The following is an 18178-nucleotide window of genomic DNA, read 5'->3' as shown; positions in this document are numbered from 1 at the left end:
AACGAAAAAATGAAAGAGACCATCATGCCCTTCATGGCTTGATGGTCTCTTTGCGTTGAGCAATTCAGAGAGTGATTGTTATTTTTTCTTTGGATTTAAAACAATGTTGGTGTATAACCCAATGGTCACCACGTAATAAATGGCGTAGAGGGCGATAAAGATGCCAAAAGGTAGCCATAGGTCATGGTACGGATCGATCATCAAGGTGGTGAACATTTTTAGACCGAACAAGACATGGATCATTCCTAAGATACCAGGAACTAGGAAGAGCACGCCGATCTCTTTGCGGATCGAGCTTTTCAGTAAACGCGTGCGGGTACCGATTTTTTTCAACATCGTGTAACGTTGAATGTCGCTGTTTGCCCCCGAGAGGATTTTGAACATCAGGCAGCTAGCTAACATCGTCAAGAAGGCGATACCCAGGAAGAAGCCCATAAATTCAAAACCAGAGAAAATCCCGTTATAGCTGTCGTAGGCGAAGACCCGTTGTGAGAAATTCATATCGGCGGTTTCTGAAGAATTTGCGTCTTGATTTGCTTGCGCCAAATCACGCAACGCATCGTAGCTTGCTTGAAAGTCTTTGACTTGTACCATTCGCAAGCTGGTTTCCGATGCATTGACCGCATCAAAAGCGGTTTGATCGACGACTTGGATCTCCTTACCTCGTTGTTCTGGTAAGAGGTAGCTACGCAATTGATCTTGGGCGGTCACATCAGAAGCCAATTGATCGCCAGTCAGCTTGTTGTAAGTAACATCGACACTCAACTGATCCATACTGGAGCTGAGCAAGTTGTTTTCATTGAATTGTTCCTTCACGTAATAAATGGTGTCATCCGTTTCTTTCATGCTGTAGGTCACATCAAGGGTCGGGTTTAACGCGTTGACTTTTTCGTCAGAGGCGTTTTGGGCATTGTTCAAATACAAGTCATAAGGGGCAATAGTTTTTGCTAAGATAGGGATCTCGTTTTTAAAGCCAAGACCAACCGTCAAGGCACCTAATGCTAGAGCAAAAAGCATCGCCACCATCGAAAGCATCTGGGTATACTCACGAATCCGAAAGCTTAATTGCGACAAGGTGAAATTGTTTAACTTTTTCAATGCGATCGTATCGTTCTTCTTTAATAGGGATAAAAGAGCGATGATCACCGAACGAAAGACTAGGTATGTGCCAAGAACGATCGTGACAAGGGCGATGCCGATCCCGATCAATTGGAAGGTCATCAAATCGCTCATCATATAATAGCCGATGGCTAAGGAACAAAGACCTAAAATGGTTTGCAAGAAGAGCAAGAATGGCCGTTGTTTGACTTGTGCCGGCGTGCTTGTTTCTCGTAATAATGCTAAAATCGATTTTTTGGCAATTGCCCGTGCATTGAAGATGGCAGCAATCAAAAAGAGAACCGAGAAGAAGCCGACGGTTACGATCAATGCCTCTGGACTAAATGCTGCATAATGAGTGATCTGCAACTTTAATTGATTGACTAGCAAAGTATTGACACCACTTGCTAAGCCGATCCCTAAGATAGAGCCGACGGCGGTGGCAACGATACCTACCATAAAGGTTTCGATAAAGATCATTTGGGCGATCTTTCGTCCTTTGGCTCCTAACATCATAAACATGGCATAGTCCTTTTGGCGCATCGCCATCAAGAAAGAATTGGCATATAAGATGTAGGCAAAGGTAATGATCCCTAAGAGGACCGAGCCAAAACGAAAGACGAAGACCACCATACTGATGATCGAGTTGCTTTTTAAAAAGGCTTCATTGCTCGCCATTGATTCGAACATATAAAAGATGGCTGAAGCCATGACTAGACCAGAAAAGAGGACGATATAATCCTTCAACCGAGCTTTGATCCCGGTAAGTGATAGTTTCCAAAGCATGTGTTCTTCCTCCTTATTGTTCCAAGTTTCCTAGAATGACAAGGATCTGGCGGTAAAACGCTTCACGGCTTTGATCCTCACGTTTGACTTCTTGATGGATCTTTCCGTCCTTGATAAATAAAATACGTTGGCAATAGCTGGCAGAAAGGGGATCATGAGTGACCAATAAAATCGATACCTGGTCATTGGTATTCAAGTCGTCCATCATATTCAATAAGTCTTTCGCACTTTTTGAATCCAAGGCACCTGTCGGTTCATCCGCAAAAAGGATCGTTGGTTCCGTGATCAATGCTCGCGCGGCTGCCACCCGTTGCTTTTGTCCACCAGAGATCGCTGCTGGATATTTGTCGAGAATATGTGTGATGGACAAGCGTTCTGCGACTTGTTTGATCCGTTGTTGGATGATCTTTGGTTTGACTCCTTGTAAAGACAACGGCACAGCGATGTTTTCTGAAGCCGTTAAGTTTTCTAATAGATTGAAGTCTTGGAAAATAAAGCCGATTTCACGGCTGCGGAAATCTGCCAAGGCATCGCCTTTTAGTTTGGTGATATCGCTATTGTTGATGCGAATCGCACCTTTTGTCGGATGATCCAACGTTGAAAGAATGTTTAGTAGGGTGGATTTTCCTGAACCAGAAGCCCCCATGATTCCAATGAATTCGCCTTTTTCAATATCAAAGCTGATACCTTTTAAGGCTTCGGTTTGTTTTTCGTTAGCTTTTCCGTATACTTTGGGCAGTTCATTTGCTTGAATAATTTTTTCCATCGTTGCGTTACGCTCCTTTTAATTGGGTTAATGCTTTGGCTGGGATGTCTTTTTCTTTGACCTCTTCATAGCCAGTTACCCCTTTTTTTTCGTTCCAAGTAAGCTTCAAATAGGCTTCTTTGCGCAATGGTCGTTCTTGGAAACCGTTGAAATCAAGGGTTTTGCTTTTGCCGTTCTCATCATACCCTGGCAATTCGTAATGGTATTGCGTATAGACATTCCCATTGTCATCCTTAGAAGTCGTCTTTTCACCATCTGTGGTGATTTGGACATAGTAGCTGTCGCCGCCCATGATGACGGTTTGTGCGACTTGCAATGCGCCGAACCCTATGAGGAGGAGCGCTGCAAGTCCAATCAGAAGTTTTTTCATCTATCGGTCACCTCGTTTTTTATTATGATGAAAGTATAACGCTGGTTTTCTGAAAAGTAGTGTGAAAAATCTATCAATAAACTTTCATTTTTGTCACGACAAACGAACAAAAAACGTTTCTAAAGGGTGAAGGTCACCGCTTAGAAACGTTTTTTGCGTAGGGCTTTTCAGTTGTATTTTTTGCGATACAATTCAACGATCAATTGCTCATCCTCGTACATGATGGATGCTTCGTCGATCATTAATCCTAATAGATAGTAATCTTTTTCTTCATGGATCGTTTGATGACCGCCTAACAGCTCCACATAATAATTTTCTAACGTGCTATCTCTTGGTGTGTTGAGCATGTCGATAAAATGTTCTAAATCAGAGGGCTGCTCTGGAAATTGACCTTGCACAACTGCTTTAAACCCCTCTGCTTCAAAGGCCATCTCACTTATTATCTTTTGACAGTCATGGGACAAAAAGTAGGTGACCACTTCATCGACGATTCGCCGTGCCCGTTCTTTTTCAATCATTTTCTTCTCCGCCTTCTGATTTGCTGGTATTCATCTAACAATGGTACCATTGCTGCCGCGACAAATCCACTGGAAAAGCCATTATTGTATAAGTTCAATCCTCCATGTAAATAGGTGATATTTGTGACCAAGGCTGCATGGACTACCCCAGCGATTACGCCAGCAATCGGACCATAGTACCCACTGATGGGGGCTAAACTGGTGCCGAAGATCGCTGTCAGCAATAAGCTGAAGGTCGATACGTCAGAGGTCAAACCGACCTTGGTTGCTAAAACCACCCCAATCATGACAGGCAAACTATTTCTCCAGTGATTTCCGAATGCACTGAAGCCAATCACGGTCAGTATTGCGCCTAAAAGGGGACCAGATAGTTCGCCTTGTAAGAAGAAGACAAAGAACAGCATCAACATCCCCATCATCGCCATGTTCATCATCGTGACCCCAAGGGAAAAAATCGTGACATAGTCCGTCATTAATTTCCCTGACGTTTGAAAAAGCTCAGGCAAGCCTTTGAGGGATCGCTGATTTAGAAGATACCCGATAAGAAACATAGCAAGACAAAGAATGAGCAAGAACCCAGTCAGGTAATAGTGATACTCCGTCGTCAACTGTTTGTTTGAATAGACTTCCAAGTCGAACAGGCGTAAAAAACTCGTGAAAAACATAGTGATGATGCCAGCAGCAAACCCGATATTATACAAAGAAAAACCTTGGTGGAATTGTAAAAATTGAGCTGCTAGAGGAGGGAGCGCCAAACCGATTAATAGACCGATGCCATAACCAAAAGCGATCCCGACGGGTAAAGGCAACCCTAAACCGAATGCTAAGTAACTGATGACCGGCGAGGCGGCACTGCCAAATAAGGCAACCAGTGAATATTGTGTAGCGGGGCGTTGCTGTATGTAAGAGTACAAATAGACACCAAGTGGAATGGGAATCGAGTTAAAGATGTTTTTTCCAAAAAAAGAAAAGCCAGATATGGTAAAAAAAGCAGCGATCATTGGTCCACTAATAATCGTTCCTTGCTTTTTCGCAAGGAGGATACTGATCAATGTCAATAAGCCACTGTTTAAAAAGGCGCTTCCAAGATTGCCGATCGCAAAATAATCAGAAATCAAATTGCTGGGGGCATTTAAGATTGCCAGCGAGCCTTGCCACAAAGCTGGAGGAGGGGAAGCAACCAAGCCAATGAGGATCAAGACGATGCTATACGCCAAAAGCAAGCGCTGGGTTAAGAGCTGTGAGATAGGTGCAAAGGGTTTCGATTTTGTTTGTAAGAAAACTCGTTTATCTGCCATAGTTTCATTGAACGCTCCTTTTTTTCATAGTATCACACCTTTTAGCGACAAAAAAGTATTTTTTGACAGTTTTAAGTAGCAGGACGACGAGAGAAATGAGAACCAAAAAAGGGAGAAAAAGAAAAATTTAAGAAAATGCGAATAAAAATAACGGCGATGTATCAAGGAGAATCGCCCTTTTTTCAATAATTTCATCAATCGGTGAAATTATTGACAGAAAGAATTTTACGAAAATTGTTATAATTTAGTTAATCTCGTTCAGATTTTCTAATAAAAAAGCCATTTTAAGATAAAAAAAACTGTTTGCTTGGTTTTTTTATTCGAAGATCGAGTGATCACTGAATCACGAGGAAGGGATTTAAATAAGGAGGAAGAGTATGAAGAAAACGAAGTTTGGCATGATTACTTTATTGGCAGCGCTTGTTTTAGGGGCTTGCGGACAAAGTAACGAAGGTGGAACAGGTTCGACAGATACACAAGAATCATCAACTGAGGCAGCTGGATTTGATATCAATGATTTGCAGCTTGCAGTTGAAAATAACGATGAAGTGATCGATGGGGGCGTCTTAGATGTTGCGGTAGTAACAGATACGCAATTCCAAGGGTTGTTTCAATGGGAGTTTTATCAAGATGCTTATGACCGTGACTTCATGTTACCAAGCCATGAATATTTGTTCCTACAAGATGAAGATTTCCGAATTGTGAATGGTGGACCAGCTGATTTAGAATTAGATGTCGATAACAACAAAGCAACGATCACTTTGCGTGAAGATTTGAAATGGTCTGACGGGGTCGATGTAACGGCTGAAGACGTGATCTTCTCTTATGAAGTCATCGGACATCAAGACTATGATGGCGTTCGTTACAACAATGATTTTACGAATATTGTTGGTATGGAAGAATACCACAGCGGCGATGCCGATACGATCTCAGGGATCACAGCAGTTAGCGATAAAGTCGTTGAAATCGAGTTTAAAGAAATGCATCCAGGTATGCAGCAATCCGGTGGAGCGATCTGGCATTCTGCATTAGCGAAACATGCCTTTGAAGGCATTGAAGTGGCAGATATGCCTTCAAGTGATCCCGTTCGAACCAATCCAATCGGTTTTGGTCCATACAAAATGAGTAATATCGTACCGGGTGAAACGGTGGAATACGTACCGAATGAACATTACTATGGCGATACACCAAACTTAGAAAAAATCGTGATGCGTAACGTCCCTTCGGCTTCAATCAATGAAGCGTTAAACGCGAAGCAAAACGATTTAGTCTTAAAAATGCCAACAGATACCTTTGATACGTATCAAAACATGGATGGCTACCAAATGTTAGGTCGTCCAGAACAATCTTACACGTATCTTGGCTTTAATTTAGGTTCATGGAATGATGAAACAAACAGTGTTGATTTTGATCCAAATGCAAAAATGGCGAACAAAGCATTGCGTCAAGCAATGGGCTATGCCATCGACAATGATGCGATCGGTGAGCGTTTCTACCACGGCTTGCGTTCAAATGCTTCAACATTGATCCCACCTGTTTATGGTACGTTGCACAATAGCGATGCCGAAGGATACCACTTAGATATGGAGAAAGCAAACCAACTTCTAGATGACGCTGGCTTTATCGATGTTGATGGCGATGGCTTCCGAGAAGATCCAGATGGCAACAAATTGACCATCAACTTTGCGTCAATGTCTGGTGGGGAAGTTGCCCAACCATTGGCGGATTACTATGTTCAACAATGGCAAGAAATCGGTTTAGATGTTCAATATTCAACAGGTCGTTTGATCGATTTCCAAGCCTTCTACGACAAGCTGAAAAACGATGATCCAGATATCGATGTCTTCCAAGCTGCTTGGTCTACGGGTTCAGATCCATCACCAACCAGCTTATGGGGACCAAATTCAGCATTTAACTACACTCGTTTTGAGTCAGAGGAAAATACTGAATTGTTAGCTGCGATCGATTCAATCGATTCCTTTGATGAAGCAACACGGAAGGCTGCTTTTGATGCATGGCAAGAATATGCGATTGAAGAAGCTTTTGCGATCCCAACGTTGTATCGGAATCAAATCTTACCGATCTCTGATCGTGTCGCAAACTTTACCTGGGCATTTGACGCCGATCATAACCCATGGGCAACCATCGGTGTGACTTCAGAATCTCGTTAATCGGTTAGTAAATTACACAAATGAATCGGCAGCAGCATGCTCGTTGCTTTTGCCAAACAAAACCAGTTAGGTCTAAAACCTAACTGGTTTTTTCTTGGTCCATGCAGACGGAAGAAGCAAGTCGAATGTTGAACCCTTCATTTCGAGCGGCTGTTTCGTGGGCGGGTTGGAGTGACATTGACGAAAAAGCTGAGCTCCGTTGGAAGATCAGCTTTTTTTGTTAGATAACATTACCTAAATGCCCATTTAATAAGCGGCTAAATCGCACGATTGGTAACAGCAGCAAGCAACTGTTGGAGATCGTCTTTATGGTTCTGGTAACCGGCTTGTTCAATAACGACTAAGGTGTTTTTTAGAATCTCTTTGTTCAACTGAGCGGATTGCAAATACGAGTATATTTCCTGATACAGCACTTGATGGATTTTTAAATAAAAATAGAGAGGAGTATTGGGTAGCGGTTCAGACAAAAGCAGAAACTTGTTTAGTAGATAGGCATCTTTATTTTCGCTGGCAAAGGCACAGCCGTTTAAGATCACGACACTTAACAGATTTGCATAAAATGGATCATTGGCGTAGTGAAGGATTTTTTTGATCCCATGATCTAAGTAATAACTGATCGTTTCTTGGTCAAAAATAAATAACAAATTTGAGAATAAATTTAACTCAAAGCGCCCCCAGGTTTCGATATCAAACAAGTATTGCTTTACCAGGTCGACTTCTTGGGTGTAAGCTCCTTGATTCATCAGAAATGATTCACGGTTGAGCAGCAGCAATCCTTGGACATACAAAGAATAATAGAAAAAATTTTGTGTCTCAAAGTAGCGTTTTTCCAGGCTAGTCAAGTAGTCGAGAGTCAGTGTTCGCTCATAGTAACGGGTATAGAAATCTTGCACCAGCTGACGTTTCTGATCTGTGACTTCGCTGTCGATCAACAGACTGAACTCATGAACCGTGATATTCATTTTGTCTAAGTAGTCAAATAGGGTTTGTGATGAGAGGTTTGTTTTACGATTTTCGAATGAAGAAAGGGTGGTGCGTGAGGAAATACCTTCGGCAAGCTTGGCTTGCGAGATTTTGCGATCTGTGCGCAGTTTTTTGATTAAAGAGCCTTGCTGTTTCATGGGGGACCTCCTTAATTGTGACGCATTTCTGAACAATGTGATTTTAATAACATGTTATCAAATATAATAAGGTATAGCAAATAATAAAGGAGGTAGTTTTTCATGGAATTTGAACCATTCGGCCCTTGGGAAATCAACCCATTTAAAAACTAGTACTGCCTTTTCTGCGAAACCTTATCGTTGACCTTTCAATGATAAGTCTTGTGGCTGTTTCCTTTGTGATAGGAACAGCATTTTCCTCGCTCTCTGCGGTTTTTATCGCAGGATCGAGCAACATCTTGAAGAATCGAAAGGTTATTTGATTGCTTCCCCCTCTCAAAGACACCTTTTCGTTTGTGGAAGACATGAAGCGCATGAATCGCTAAAAGCGGTCAGTCACATTGAATGTCTGTCATGCACCAGACCTTCCCCAATTCTTTGATTCTTTGTGATTGATCGTTTTTTGTAAAGCATCATCCTTCTAGCTATGACCGTAATGTACGAAGATTACGGTTTTTTTTGTGTTGTGTGCTGTTGGATAAAAAATGCCCAAGCTGTTACAGAGGATTTATACAGAAAAACCCCTCACTATCAGTAAGAAAACTACGAGCAAATCAGAGTGAAACGAAGCCAAAAACGAAAAAAGAAAAACGTTTGCAAAAAAAGTGTTGACATTTTTTCTCAGAATGAGTACTATTATCTCAACGGAACATGAGAGTGTTCTCATTACTGGATTCGTTACTGTTCGGCAGGCAAGACCAGAGGAAAAAAGTGCGTTGATTACCCAAAGTTTCTTGGGTTGTACACTTTTTTGCTTTGGTCTTCTTTTTTTGCTCCATTATTTCTATTCGCTAAAAAAAGAACCGGTTCCAAGGTAAGGTCCAGTCATTGATCAGCAAAGGAGGGGAGAAGTAAAACGCAATGAACTGCCAGCTAGGTTTGACGATAGCCTGCAGCACTGTCTGGAGCAGTCAATCACCTCGTCACTTAACGGCACGTCAGAGAAAGAAAAAAATACAAGACCTTCTGCATAGACGTCAAAGGATGCAACGTTTTTACGGGCTATGCTGATCAAGGAGGATCGTTCGTGAAGATTATCAAGAGGATCAACAACAATGTTGTACTTTCAAAAGAAGATGAAGTTGAAGTGATCCTAATGGGAAAAGGGATCGGCTTTCAAACGAAACCGGGTGACCCGATTCCAGCTGAGCGAATCGAAAAAAAATACTATCCAGAAGATGATTTGACAGTGGAACATATGTCGAAAGTCATGACGAAGGCTGACGAAAAACAAATGGCCGTCATTTATGAAATCGTGCGTCTTTTTCGGGATAGCGTTGGAACCGATTTCAATCCAAATGTTTATTTCACACTGATGGATCATATTTTGTTTGCCATCAGTCGTCAAAAGCAAGAAATTGTTTTGACCAATCCCATGCATTGGGAAATCAAGAAAATCTATGCCAAGGAATATGCGGTCAGTGTCCAAGCGGTCGAGTTGATCCGCAAAGAGCTGTATCCCAATTTTTCACAAGAAGAAGCTGCGTTTATCACTTTGCATTTCGTCAATGCGCAAATTGAAAAAAGCGCCAATCAAAGTGCTTATGAGCACACCGAGTTGACGAACAATATTTTACGGATCGTTAAGTACAGCATGAACATCGAGTTTGATGAGAATTCTTCCTACTTCCAACGGTTCGTGACCCACATTCGCTATTATTTAATTCGACAAAGTCAAGAAAAAGAAGAGCCAGTATTGGCAAATCCAATGATTGCCTTGGCCTTCAGCAGCTATCCAAAAGAAAAAGAAACCGCAGATTCGATCAAAGAATACTTATTTGAACAAAAGGGCTGGCATGTCAACGATATGGAATTGATGTATTTGATTCTGCATATCGGTAACTTAGCCGCTCACTCAAAATTAACCTAAGAATGGAAATGGATTCGTTACAGTTCGGCTGGCAAGACCTGCACTTTCTTACAATACTCGATGAGGAAACCCGTCGCTCTTTTTTTAGGGGATCTCTCATGCTTGTTTATTGTAGAAATGGCTGGTCTTTTTATTTTTATTAAATGACCAATAAAAAAGGAGCAATCAAAATGGCAAAATATACTGAATTAGCGCAAGACATTTTGGCCCACGTTGGTGGCAAAGAAAATGTCTCATCTGTAAAACACTGTGTGACTCGCTTACGGTTCCACTTAAAAGACGAAAGCAAAGCGGACACTGATTATTTGCAAAAACGTGACGGTGTCGTGACCGTCGTCAAAGCAGGCGGACAATACCAAGTCGTTATCGGCAATCATGTGCCAGATGTTTATGATGAAGTGTTGAAAGTCGGCGGATTAGCCGATGGTGGCAGTCTTGATATCGATGAAGGCGACGGGCAAAAAGGCAGCTTGTTTGACCGCTTTATCGATGTTATCTCAAGCCTGTTCCAACCGTTCTTAGGCCCATTAGCGGCAGCCGGTATCTTAAAAGGGATCACGGCGTTGCTGGCAGCAACTGGGATGGAAGCGACCAATGGTATCTATGTAGTAATGAATACTCTAGGCGATGGTTTGTTCCAATACTTACCAATGATCTTAGCCGTCACTGCAGCGAAGAAATTCAAGATGAACACCTATACAGCATTAGCGATCGCAGGGGCGATGGTCTATCCTGGCTTAGCAGAAAGTGTGGCTGAAGCGAGCAAAGTCTTCGGTTTAACTTTGACCTTGCCAGCAGGCGGCTACTTCAACAGCGTATTGCCAATTATTTTAGCGATTTTTGTCGCTTCAAAAATTGAGCAGTTTATGCGCAAAGTCACACCTGACGTAGTCAAAATGTTTGTGGTTCCGTTTGTAACGATTTTGATCACTGTGCCGTTGACCTTCTTTGTGGTAGGTCCAGTCGCAAATACAGCCTCTAGCTGGATCGGTGTTGCTTTCCAAGCAGTGTATGATTTCAGCCCAATCATCTACGGCTTTGCTTTAGGGGCATTATGGCAAGTATTAGTTATGTTTGGTCTTCACTGGGGCCTTGTGCCATTGGCGATCATGGATATGGCGCAAAACGGCTCTTCGATTATTTTGACCGCAGCAGTGCTACCATGTTTCACGCAAACGGGTGTGTTAGCAGCGATTTGGTTGAAAACGAAAGAACCAAAAGTCAAACAAGGCGCCATGCCAGCATTGATCTCATCGATCTTCGGTGTGACTGAACCTGCGATCTATGGGTACACGTTGCCAATGAAAACACCATTTATCGTTTCTTGTTTAGTTTCAGGTTTCGTCGGTATCTACTTGTCAATCTTTAACGTCACTGGTTATGCAATGGGTGGTATGGGGATCTTCTTGTATCCTGCATATATTGATCCAGCAACAGGCAGCTTCCATAGTGTGATCCACTTGGCGATCGGTACAGTGATTGCGATCGTGGCGTCATTTATCATCATGATGTTGTTGAAAGTGCCAACATTGTATACAACTGTTGATTCACCAGTCGACGGTCAAGCAACACCAGCAGCGCCAGCGCCAGAAGCAAAAACCGTTTCTGCCAGCGTCAAAGACGAAACAGTCAAAAGCCCAGTAACCGGTCAAGTGGTTGCTTTAGCAGATGTGGAAGACAAAGTCTTTTCTTCAGGTGCTATGGGAAAAGGGATTGCAGTTGAACCAGCGATCGGTGAAATCACTGCGCCAGCAGATGCAGAAGTCAAAATCTTGTTTCCAACAAAACATGCCATCGGTTTAGTGACAGAAGATGGAACAGAACTATTGATCCACATCGGCATGAATACGGTAGAACTTGAAGGCAATCACTTTACTGCCTACATCAACCAAGGAGACAAAGTCAAAGCTGGTCAAAAATTGATTTCTTTTGATACAGAGGCGATTCGTGCGGAAGGCTATTCCTTGCTGACACCAGTCATCGTCACGAACTCTAACGACTACAGTGACATCCAAACGACACAGTCAAAAGAAGTAACAGCGCAGGACGATTTGATCGAAGTCGTAAAATAAATGCGATTAACGGCACGTCGCAGGATCAGTAAGAATGCTTTCTTGCTGATCTGCTGTGTCGATCATTAAAGAAAAAGAAAGTAGGCTAATCATGACAGAAAAACAATTTCCAAAAGGTTTTTTATGGGGCGGCGCCACTGCAGCCAACCAATTTGAAGGAGCATGGAACGAAGGCGGACGTGGTCCAGCGACATCCGATACAGCGATCGCTGTCAAACCAGAAGACCGCAAAAACATGGCAGAATTTGCTGCACCAATGACACGGGAAAAAGTTTTGTTTGCCTTAAATGACAAAGAAGGCTTGTATCCAAAACGTTGGGGGTCAGACTTCTACCATCGCTACAAAGAAGATATCGCCTTGTATGCAGAGATGGGCTTCAAAACCTTCCGTCTGTCCATCGCTTGGTCAAGAATTTTTCCAAATGGTGACGATGCTCAGCCAAATGAAGAGGGCTTGCAATTTTATGACAATGTGTTTGATGAGTGTGCGAAATACGGGATCGAACCCTTAGTGACCCTCTCTCACTACGAAACACCTATCGGGATCGCGTTGAACTATGGCGGCTGGAAAAATCGCCAAGTGATCGATTTGTTCGTCAAATACGCAGAAACCGTGTTGACCCGCTACAAAGACAAAGTCAAATACTGGTTGACCTTCAATGAAATCAATATCATGGGGATCTCTGGCTATGTTGGTGGTGCCTTGTTATCCGAAGACGGCACACAAAACCTTTCTGACATGTATCAAGCCGTGCATCATCAATTTGTGGCTTCTAGTTTAGCAACAAAATTTGCCCACGAAATCAATCCTGACATCAAAGTAGGGATGATGTTGGCACGAATGCAAGCTTACCCAGCTACACCAAATCCAGCAGATGTGATGGAAGAAATCAAGCGTGACCACGAGAATCTCTTCTTCTCTGATGTCCAAGTTCGTGGGAAGTATCCCGCATATACGAAGCGCTTCTTTAAAGAAAACGGCATCGAAGTGACCTTCGAAGACGGCGATTTAGACATTCTTGCGCAATACCCTGTTGACTTCATGTCCTTTTCTTACTATATGAGTTCTATTGCCCGCCACAATCCTGAAGAAGGCGGCGAAGCAACTGCTGGCAACTTTTCTTTAGGTGAATCAAACCCTTACTTGGAAGCCTCTGACTGGGGGTGGCAAATCGATCCAATCGGCTTGCGTGTGACTTTGAATAACTTGTACGACCGCTACCAAGTACCGTTGTTTATCGTTGAAAACGGCTTAGGTGCCTTGGATACGGTGGAAGAGGATGGTTCGATCCATGACAGCTATCGCATCGATTATTTGAAGGCGCATATCGAACAAATGTATGAAGCGATCGAAGATGGTGTGGAATTGATGGGCTATACGCCTTGGGGTTGTACCGACTTAGTATCGGCTTCCACGTCAGAAATGTCGAAACGCTACGGCTTTGTCTATGTAGACGCGGATGATGAAGGAAACGGCAGCTTTGACCGTTCCCGCAAAGATAGTTTCTACTGGTACAAAGAAGTGATTGCCACCAATGGCGGTAGTTTGTTACAGGATTAAAAACTAAACCAAAGCGGCTCTCTTTTGTGAGAGCCGCTTTTTTTTGCTGGGTTTAGAGAACAAAGAAGAAAAAGGGAATCAGCAGCTGCCATGCCAGAAAAATCAAAGATACAGTCAGCGCCCACTTCTTCATTTTTGGCTTAGGCACAACGGATTCAGGCATCAAATACACAAGGGAAAAAACCGTGAGAAAAAATAGCAGGGTCAGTGGTTGGACGACAAAGGTCAGCCAGTTCATAGGAAACGCTCCTTTCAAGAGGTTTGATGATTCTTTGTTATGATGTGGTAATTTACAATTTTATTATATATTTAATTGTTTAGGAAGACAATGTGTTCTTTGGGATCGCAAGTGTCACAACGAAAGGAATCAGAGAGAAAGGCTTGGCATGCCGTGATCGGCGAAAAGTGATTTTTTCATCAAAGTAAACTGAATAAGAATGAGTGAGGATGAACAATAAAAAAATCCCCTCGAAAGGGGATCATGAGCCGTAATCCTTACGAAGGGGATGAAAGGAGCTGCTTCATAGGTATAGATCGTCTTTGTTATAGTCAAAAGGCATTAAGAGGGCGTTTTGGCGCGAGTCAGGCGCAGCTGCAGTCAACGTTTTCTACTACGCAAATAAAAAATATACCCAAGCAGACTAGCAGAAATCAAGAAACCCATAAAATAAACGGTTAGTTTCATATCTGGCATGACATAGGAGTATTCTAAGATTTTACAAACAAAGATGATCAAAGAAACAGTGATCGTTAGAGAAACCCATGTGAAACGCGGCAGTCGTTTCGTTAGGAAGACCAAACCTAACGAAAAAAAGATGACTGGTACCCAAAAGATCAAGCGAGCAAGTTGGATCATTTTATCTCTCCTCATTCAAATTGATTTGAGTAAAAGGATAGCTTACAACGCTTGTTATTAAAAATGATAGCCATTGCTTATGAGTATTTTTTTTCGAAGCGTGTGTTTTCAACTTAAAGCATGGGCGTAATGCTGCTCTTTAAATTCTTTTGGTGTTTGCCCCGTCACTGCTTTGAAATTGCGGATAAAATGGCTCTGATTGGCAAAGGCTAATTGGGTGCTGATTTTTTCGTAGGAATAGTCTGTGAACAACAATAAATGCTTGGCTTCACTGATTTTTCGTTCCTGAATGTAACTGTGGATCGTTTTATTCATTTCTTTTTTGAATTGATTGCACAGATGGGTCTTATGTTTTTGAGTAATGGCAGCGAGGTCATCAATGGTCACTTTTTCGTAGAGATGACTATCAACATGATTCACGATCGTTTTGACCAGCAGCGATTTTTTCGCCAGCGGGTAGCTGTGTAAAAGCTCCATGAAGCGGTAGGTCGCTTCTTTGATATAGCGAAGGCATTCCTCAGCAGAATGAATATAAACCAGACCTTGGATCAAGGAATCAGATAAGCCGAATGCTTGGTTGACCGGTACTCCTTCATCAATGCTCATGCGGGTCACGACAGCGACAAATGCCGAACATTTTAGTTTCAACCCTTCAAGCTCATAAGGAGAGAGCGAAACGCTGTAGGTCTCTTTCATTTTATTGAACACCCAAACCACTTTTTCAGGCTCATTACGTTTGATGTAGTCGAGATAACGCAATTCAAAATGGTAGGAATCAAAGGTGGCTTCATGCACCCGACGTTCGTAAAGATTGGTTTCCAAACTAAGATCTGTTTGCATGGATCGGTCATGAGGCTCGTTTTGGTAATGCCAATGAATTTGATCTTTTGCAAGAGGTTGCTCCGCAAACAGCGTATAAAGCAGTTGGATGTACTCTTCAAAGGAGTATTTGTCTTCTTTTGAGTAGTGCACATTGTAGTGGTATTCATGCTCAAGAAATAGGTAAGACGTATCTGGTGTACCAATCACACCACAGGGTCCGATGACCATATAACAGGTTTTTCCAGCTAACTGAAACGCAAAACAACCAAGCATATATTTGCCGTAATGATAGAGATTCGCAACTGGGCCGCTCGTTTCTTCTAAATAGTGTTTCAGAGGATTCTTGGCTGTTAAGGTGAGTGGGGGATACAGCGGAGTTCCTTCTTGATCCAAGAGGATCATCGGGATCAAATATTTGCGATACAGCAGATCCATGGCGGTCGTCAGTGTTGTTTTGTTCATAAGACACCTCAAAGTCCAAACATTGTTTTTTCTTTTAGTATAACGTAAATTTTTTCGCATTCAATAAATATTTTATTATAAACACTAGTTTTTTAGTATATCTAAGGAAGGATTCTTTTTATAATTCAGATAAATAAAACGGTTACAGGAAGGGGCAAACATGGATAGTAAAAAATTGAAAGAATTGTTTCAGCAATTGACGCCAGAAGAAAAAATCGCTCAGACGATTCAATTGAATGGCAGTTTAGTCATTGAAAATGAGGTGATGTCTACGGGACCGATGCAAGATCTTGGACTTCCCAAATCGTTGAAGATTCATGAGATTGGTTCAATCTATAATGTCAATGATCATCAAAAATTGATTCAGTTACAAAGGGAAACGTTGGCACACAGCCGACTTAAGATTCCCATGCTGTTTATGTCTGATGTCATATACGGGTTTCGGACGATTTTTCCGATCCCCCTTGCGCAAGCAGGTTCTTATGATTTTGACCTGATCGAGCAAGCCGCTGAGATGACCGCCAAAGAATGTTACCAAAATGGCCTTCATGTGATCTTTTCACCCATGCTGGATCTTGTTCGCGATCCTCGCTGGGGGCGGGTGATGGAGTCGCCAGGAGAAGATGTTTATACGGCCAAACGTTTTGCTAAAAGCGTCGTGACCGGTTACCAAGGCAATCTTGATCAAGGAGTGGCAGAAAATCACGTTGCTGCTTGCATCAAACATTTTGCTGGTTATGGTGCACCCGAAGCAGGCAGAGAATACAATACGGTCGATATGTCGAATCAGCGCTTATTCAATGAATATTTGCAACCCTATCAAGCGGCGATCGAAGCGCAAGCACTGCTAGTGATGACGGCCTTCAACCTATTGAATGGTGAACCTGCAACGGGTAGCCGCTGGCTGAACCGAGAGATTTTGCGCGAACGATTCGGTTTTGATGGGGTATTGGTCTCCGATCATGCCGCCATCAAAGAATTGGTCCCTCATGGCTTTGCCAAAGATGAACGGGAGGCCGCTCAGAAAGGTTTGGAAGCGGGCGTTGATTTTGATATGATGACATCGGTCTATGCGACGCACTTGCCAGAACTGATCAAACAACCCAAATTAGCAGCTTTGTTGGATGAAGCAGTCTGGCGAATTCTCGTATTAAAAAATCAATTAGGTTTGTTTGAGGAACCCTATCGAGGGTTGAAAACGCAACAGACTGGAGAGGTTTTGTCGGAGGAAGCCAAAGAGCTAGCCGTTAAGTTAGTGGAAAAAAGCTGCGTGCTTTTAAAAAATGAGGGCAGCTTACCTTTGAAAAAAGACCAAACCGTCGCTGTGATCGGTCCTTATGGAGAAAGCCGGTTGACATTAGGCTTTTGGGCGTCAGTTAGCGGCAAGCCACAAGATACGATTCCTTTAAAAACTGGTTTGCTGAAGCACTTCGCACCTGAAAACCTGATCTTTGCTCGTGGATACAATTTATTCGATTCGTATGAGCAATTTGGTCCTTTAAAAGTCGGAATCGAACAGCTGAATGGACCGATCGAACCAGAAGACCAGCTGCTTTTAGAAGCCGTCAAAGCGGCTGAGGCTGCAGAGGTCATCGTCTTGACTTTTGGGGAACAATTTTTGGAAAGCGGCGAAGGGGCATCAAAAGCTCATTTGCAGCTGCCAATGAAACAAATGCGTTTGATCCAAGCGTTGAAAAAAACTGGCAAGCCTTTGATTGGCGTGCTTTACACTGGCAGACCGTTAGTCTTAACACAAGTGGAAGCATTATTTGATAGTCTGTTGCTCGTTTGGTATCCAGGAACGATGGGCGGGATCGGGATCGCCAATCTGTTGAGTGGGCAGGCTTCTCCGACGGCAAAATTGGCGATGACCTTTCCTCGTAGTGAAGGACAGATCCCACTATACAGTGCCCAGATGCCAACAGGCAGACCTTTGACAGATAGCGAGCATTCTGATCGCTTTTTGTCAAAATACCGCGATGAATCAAATGAACCCTTATTCGCATTCGGAACAGGTCTTAGTTACAGTACGTTTACTGGAGAATGGCTTGGTAGTGAAGTATTTAGCGAGACGATCCAATTGGCTTATCGAGTGAAAAACCAATCAGCAACAGCTGCAGAAACCGTCATTCAACTTTATCTCATGCAGCGCCCAGCGGCAGTGGTACGTCCAAGTCGCCAATTAATCGCGAGTGACCTCATCTCATTCGCGCCCCAGGAAGAAAAAGAGCGAAGATTTTCACTGCCGTTGTCAGAACTTGTTTTCTATGACAATCAAGGAACCAAACATTTTACCAAAGGTACTTATCGATTCCTAATACGGATCGATCAAAAAGAAACGATGCTTAGTGTAACGATCTAAACTAAA

General features: G+C 42.7%; 14 protein-coding genes. 5 read left to right on the top strand and 9 right to left on the bottom strand.

Annotation, left to right across the window (positions count from 1 at the left end; genetic code table 11):
• Nucleotides 1-78: 78 nt before the first annotated feature.
• The 5 genes from A5883_RS09445 to A5883_RS09425 form a co-directional block, all read right to left on the bottom strand.
• The gene (locus A5883_RS09445; RefSeq protein ID WP_086338403.1) at nucleotides 79-1884 is read right to left on the bottom strand and encodes an ABC transporter permease; all 1806 of its coding nucleotides are present in this window, start codon (nucleotides 1882-1884) and stop codon (nucleotides 79-81) included.
• 13 nt (nucleotides 1885-1897) lie between these two features.
• Entirely contained in the window at nucleotides 1898-2650 is a 753-nt protein-coding gene (locus A5883_RS09440) for an ABC transporter ATP-binding protein (RefSeq protein WP_086338402.1), read from the bottom strand.
• 7 nt (nucleotides 2651-2657) lie between these two features.
• A complete protein-coding gene (locus A5883_RS09435; protein ID WP_010747916.1) occupies nucleotides 2658-3020 on the bottom strand; it encodes a YxeA family protein in 363 nt (120 codons plus the stop codon).
• Nucleotides 3021-3187: 167 nt separating this feature from the next.
• Entirely contained in the window at nucleotides 3188-3538 is a 351-nt protein-coding gene (locus tag A5883_RS09430) for a hypothetical protein (RefSeq protein ID WP_010747917.1), read from the bottom strand.
• Nucleotides 3535-4836 carry a DUF1576 domain-containing protein gene (locus tag A5883_RS09425; RefSeq protein ID WP_074931818.1) on the bottom strand — a complete coding sequence of 434 codons (1302 nt, stop codon included), beginning with the start codon at nucleotides 4834-4836 and terminating at the stop codon, nucleotides 3535-3537. The genes A5883_RS09430 and A5883_RS09425 overlap by 4 nt, the downstream gene beginning before the upstream one ends.
• Before the next feature lie 377 nt (nucleotides 4837-5213).
• On the opposite strand from A5883_RS09425, the gene A5883_RS09420 reads away from it, so the two are divergent.
• On the top strand, nucleotides 5214-7007 hold the full coding sequence (locus A5883_RS09420; protein ID WP_086338401.1) for an oligopeptide ABC transporter substrate-binding protein: 1794 nt from the start codon (nucleotides 5214-5216) through the stop codon (nucleotides 7005-7007).
• 257 nt (nucleotides 7008-7264) lie between these two features.
• Here A5883_RS09420 and A5883_RS09415 read toward each other — a convergent pair whose 3' ends face one another.
• A complete protein-coding gene (locus tag A5883_RS09415; protein ID WP_074931812.1) occupies nucleotides 7265-8128 on the bottom strand; it encodes a helix-turn-helix domain-containing protein in 864 nt (287 codons plus the stop codon).
• Between the two features lie 1066 nt (nucleotides 8129-9194).
• Between A5883_RS09415 and A5883_RS09400 the strand changes: the two genes are divergently transcribed.
• From A5883_RS09400 to A5883_RS09390, 3 genes are all read left to right on the top strand, one after another.
• Nucleotides 9195-10037 carry a PRD domain-containing protein gene (locus tag A5883_RS09400; RefSeq protein WP_086338400.1) on the top strand — a complete coding sequence of 281 codons (843 nt, stop codon included), beginning with the start codon at nucleotides 9195-9197 and terminating at the stop codon, nucleotides 10035-10037.
• Between the two features lie 170 nt (nucleotides 10038-10207).
• Entirely contained in the window at nucleotides 10208-12109 is a 1902-nt protein-coding gene (locus A5883_RS09395) for a beta-glucoside-specific PTS transporter subunit IIABC (protein ID WP_010747921.1), read from the top strand.
• A 91-nt stretch (nucleotides 12110-12200) separates the two neighbouring features.
• Nucleotides 12201-13670, top strand: a complete 1470-nt coding sequence (locus A5883_RS09390) for a glycoside hydrolase family 1 protein (RefSeq protein ID WP_015509445.1) — start codon at nucleotides 12201-12203, stop codon at nucleotides 13668-13670.
• Between the two features lie 52 nt (nucleotides 13671-13722).
• Here the strand turns inward: A5883_RS09390 and A5883_RS09385 are convergent, their stop codons facing one another.
• From A5883_RS09385 to A5883_RS09375, 3 genes are all read right to left on the bottom strand, one after another.
• Nucleotides 13723-13908: a hypothetical protein gene (locus A5883_RS09385; RefSeq protein WP_074931802.1), complete on the bottom strand. Its 186-nt coding sequence runs from the start codon at nucleotides 13906-13908 to the stop codon at nucleotides 13723-13725.
• A 360-nt stretch (nucleotides 13909-14268) separates the two neighbouring features.
• Complete coding sequence (locus A5883_RS09380) at nucleotides 14269-14526, bottom strand: hypothetical protein (RefSeq protein WP_005225681.1); 258 nt, start codon at nucleotides 14524-14526, stop codon at nucleotides 14269-14271.
• Nucleotides 14527-14634: 108 nt separating this feature from the next.
• A complete protein-coding gene (locus A5883_RS09375) occupies nucleotides 14635-15870 on the bottom strand; it encodes an AraC family transcriptional regulator (protein ID WP_086338399.1) in 1236 nt (411 codons plus the stop codon).
• Between the two features lie 100 nt (nucleotides 15871-15970).
• On the opposite strand from A5883_RS09375, the gene A5883_RS09370 reads away from it, so the two are divergent.
• Complete coding sequence (locus tag A5883_RS09370; protein ID WP_086338398.1) at nucleotides 15971-18172, top strand: glycoside hydrolase family 3 N-terminal domain-containing protein; 2202 nt, start codon at nucleotides 15971-15973, stop codon at nucleotides 18170-18172.
• Nucleotides 18173-18178: the final 6 nt, after the last annotated feature.

Source organism: Enterococcus sp. 5B3_DIV0040 (genome assembly GCF_002140755.1).
Classification (GTDB): Bacteria; Bacillota; Bacilli; order Lactobacillales; family Enterococcaceae; genus Enterococcus_D; species Enterococcus_D casseliflavus.
Note: the sequence above shows the minus strand (reverse complement) of the source record. Positions and strands in the feature narration are given on the sequence as shown.

What these genes read in the sequence shown, in the direction of transcription:
- A5883_RS09430 (WP_010747917.1), bottom strand. Translation starts at nt 3,538, where the DNA reads ATGATTGAAAAAGAACGGGCACGGCGAATCGTCGATGAAGTGGTCACC.
- A5883_RS09445 (WP_086338403.1), bottom strand. Translation starts at nt 1,884, where the DNA reads ATGCTTTGGAAACTATCACTTACCGGGATCAAAGCTCGGTTGAAGGAT.
- A5883_RS09375 (WP_086338399.1), bottom strand. Translation starts at nt 15,870, where the DNA reads ATGCGAAAAAATTTACGTTATACTAAAAGAAAAAACAATGTTTGGACT.
- A5883_RS09425 (WP_074931818.1), bottom strand. Translation starts at nt 4,836, where the DNA reads ATGGCAGATAAACGAGTTTTCTTACAAACAAAATCGAAACCCTTTGCA.
- A5883_RS09415 (WP_074931812.1), bottom strand. Translation starts at nt 8,128, where the DNA reads ATGAAACAGCAAGGCTCTTTAATCAAAAAACTGCGCACAGATCGCAAA.
- A5883_RS09420 (WP_086338401.1), top strand. Translation starts at nt 5,214, where the DNA reads ATGAAGAAAACGAAGTTTGGCATGATTACTTTATTGGCAGCGCTTGTT.
- A5883_RS09380 (WP_005225681.1), bottom strand. Translation starts at nt 14,526, where the DNA reads ATGATCCAACTTGCTCGCTTGATCTTTTGGGTACCAGTCATCTTTTTT.
- A5883_RS09370 (WP_086338398.1), top strand. Translation starts at nt 15,971, where the DNA reads ATGGATAGTAAAAAATTGAAAGAATTGTTTCAGCAATTGACGCCAGAA.
- A5883_RS09435 (WP_010747916.1), bottom strand. Translation starts at nt 3,020, where the DNA reads ATGAAAAAACTTCTGATTGGACTTGCAGCGCTCCTCCTCATAGGGTTC.
- A5883_RS09385 (WP_074931802.1), bottom strand. Translation starts at nt 13,908, where the DNA reads ATGAACTGGCTGACCTTTGTCGTCCAACCACTGACCCTGCTATTTTTT.
- A5883_RS09390 (WP_015509445.1), top strand. Translation starts at nt 12,201, where the DNA reads ATGACAGAAAAACAATTTCCAAAAGGTTTTTTATGGGGCGGCGCCACT.
- A5883_RS09440 (WP_086338402.1), bottom strand. Translation starts at nt 2,650, where the DNA reads ATGGAAAAAATTATTCAAGCAAATGAACTGCCCAAAGTATACGGAAAA.
- A5883_RS09395 (WP_010747921.1), top strand. Translation starts at nt 10,208, where the DNA reads ATGGCAAAATATACTGAATTAGCGCAAGACATTTTGGCCCACGTTGGT.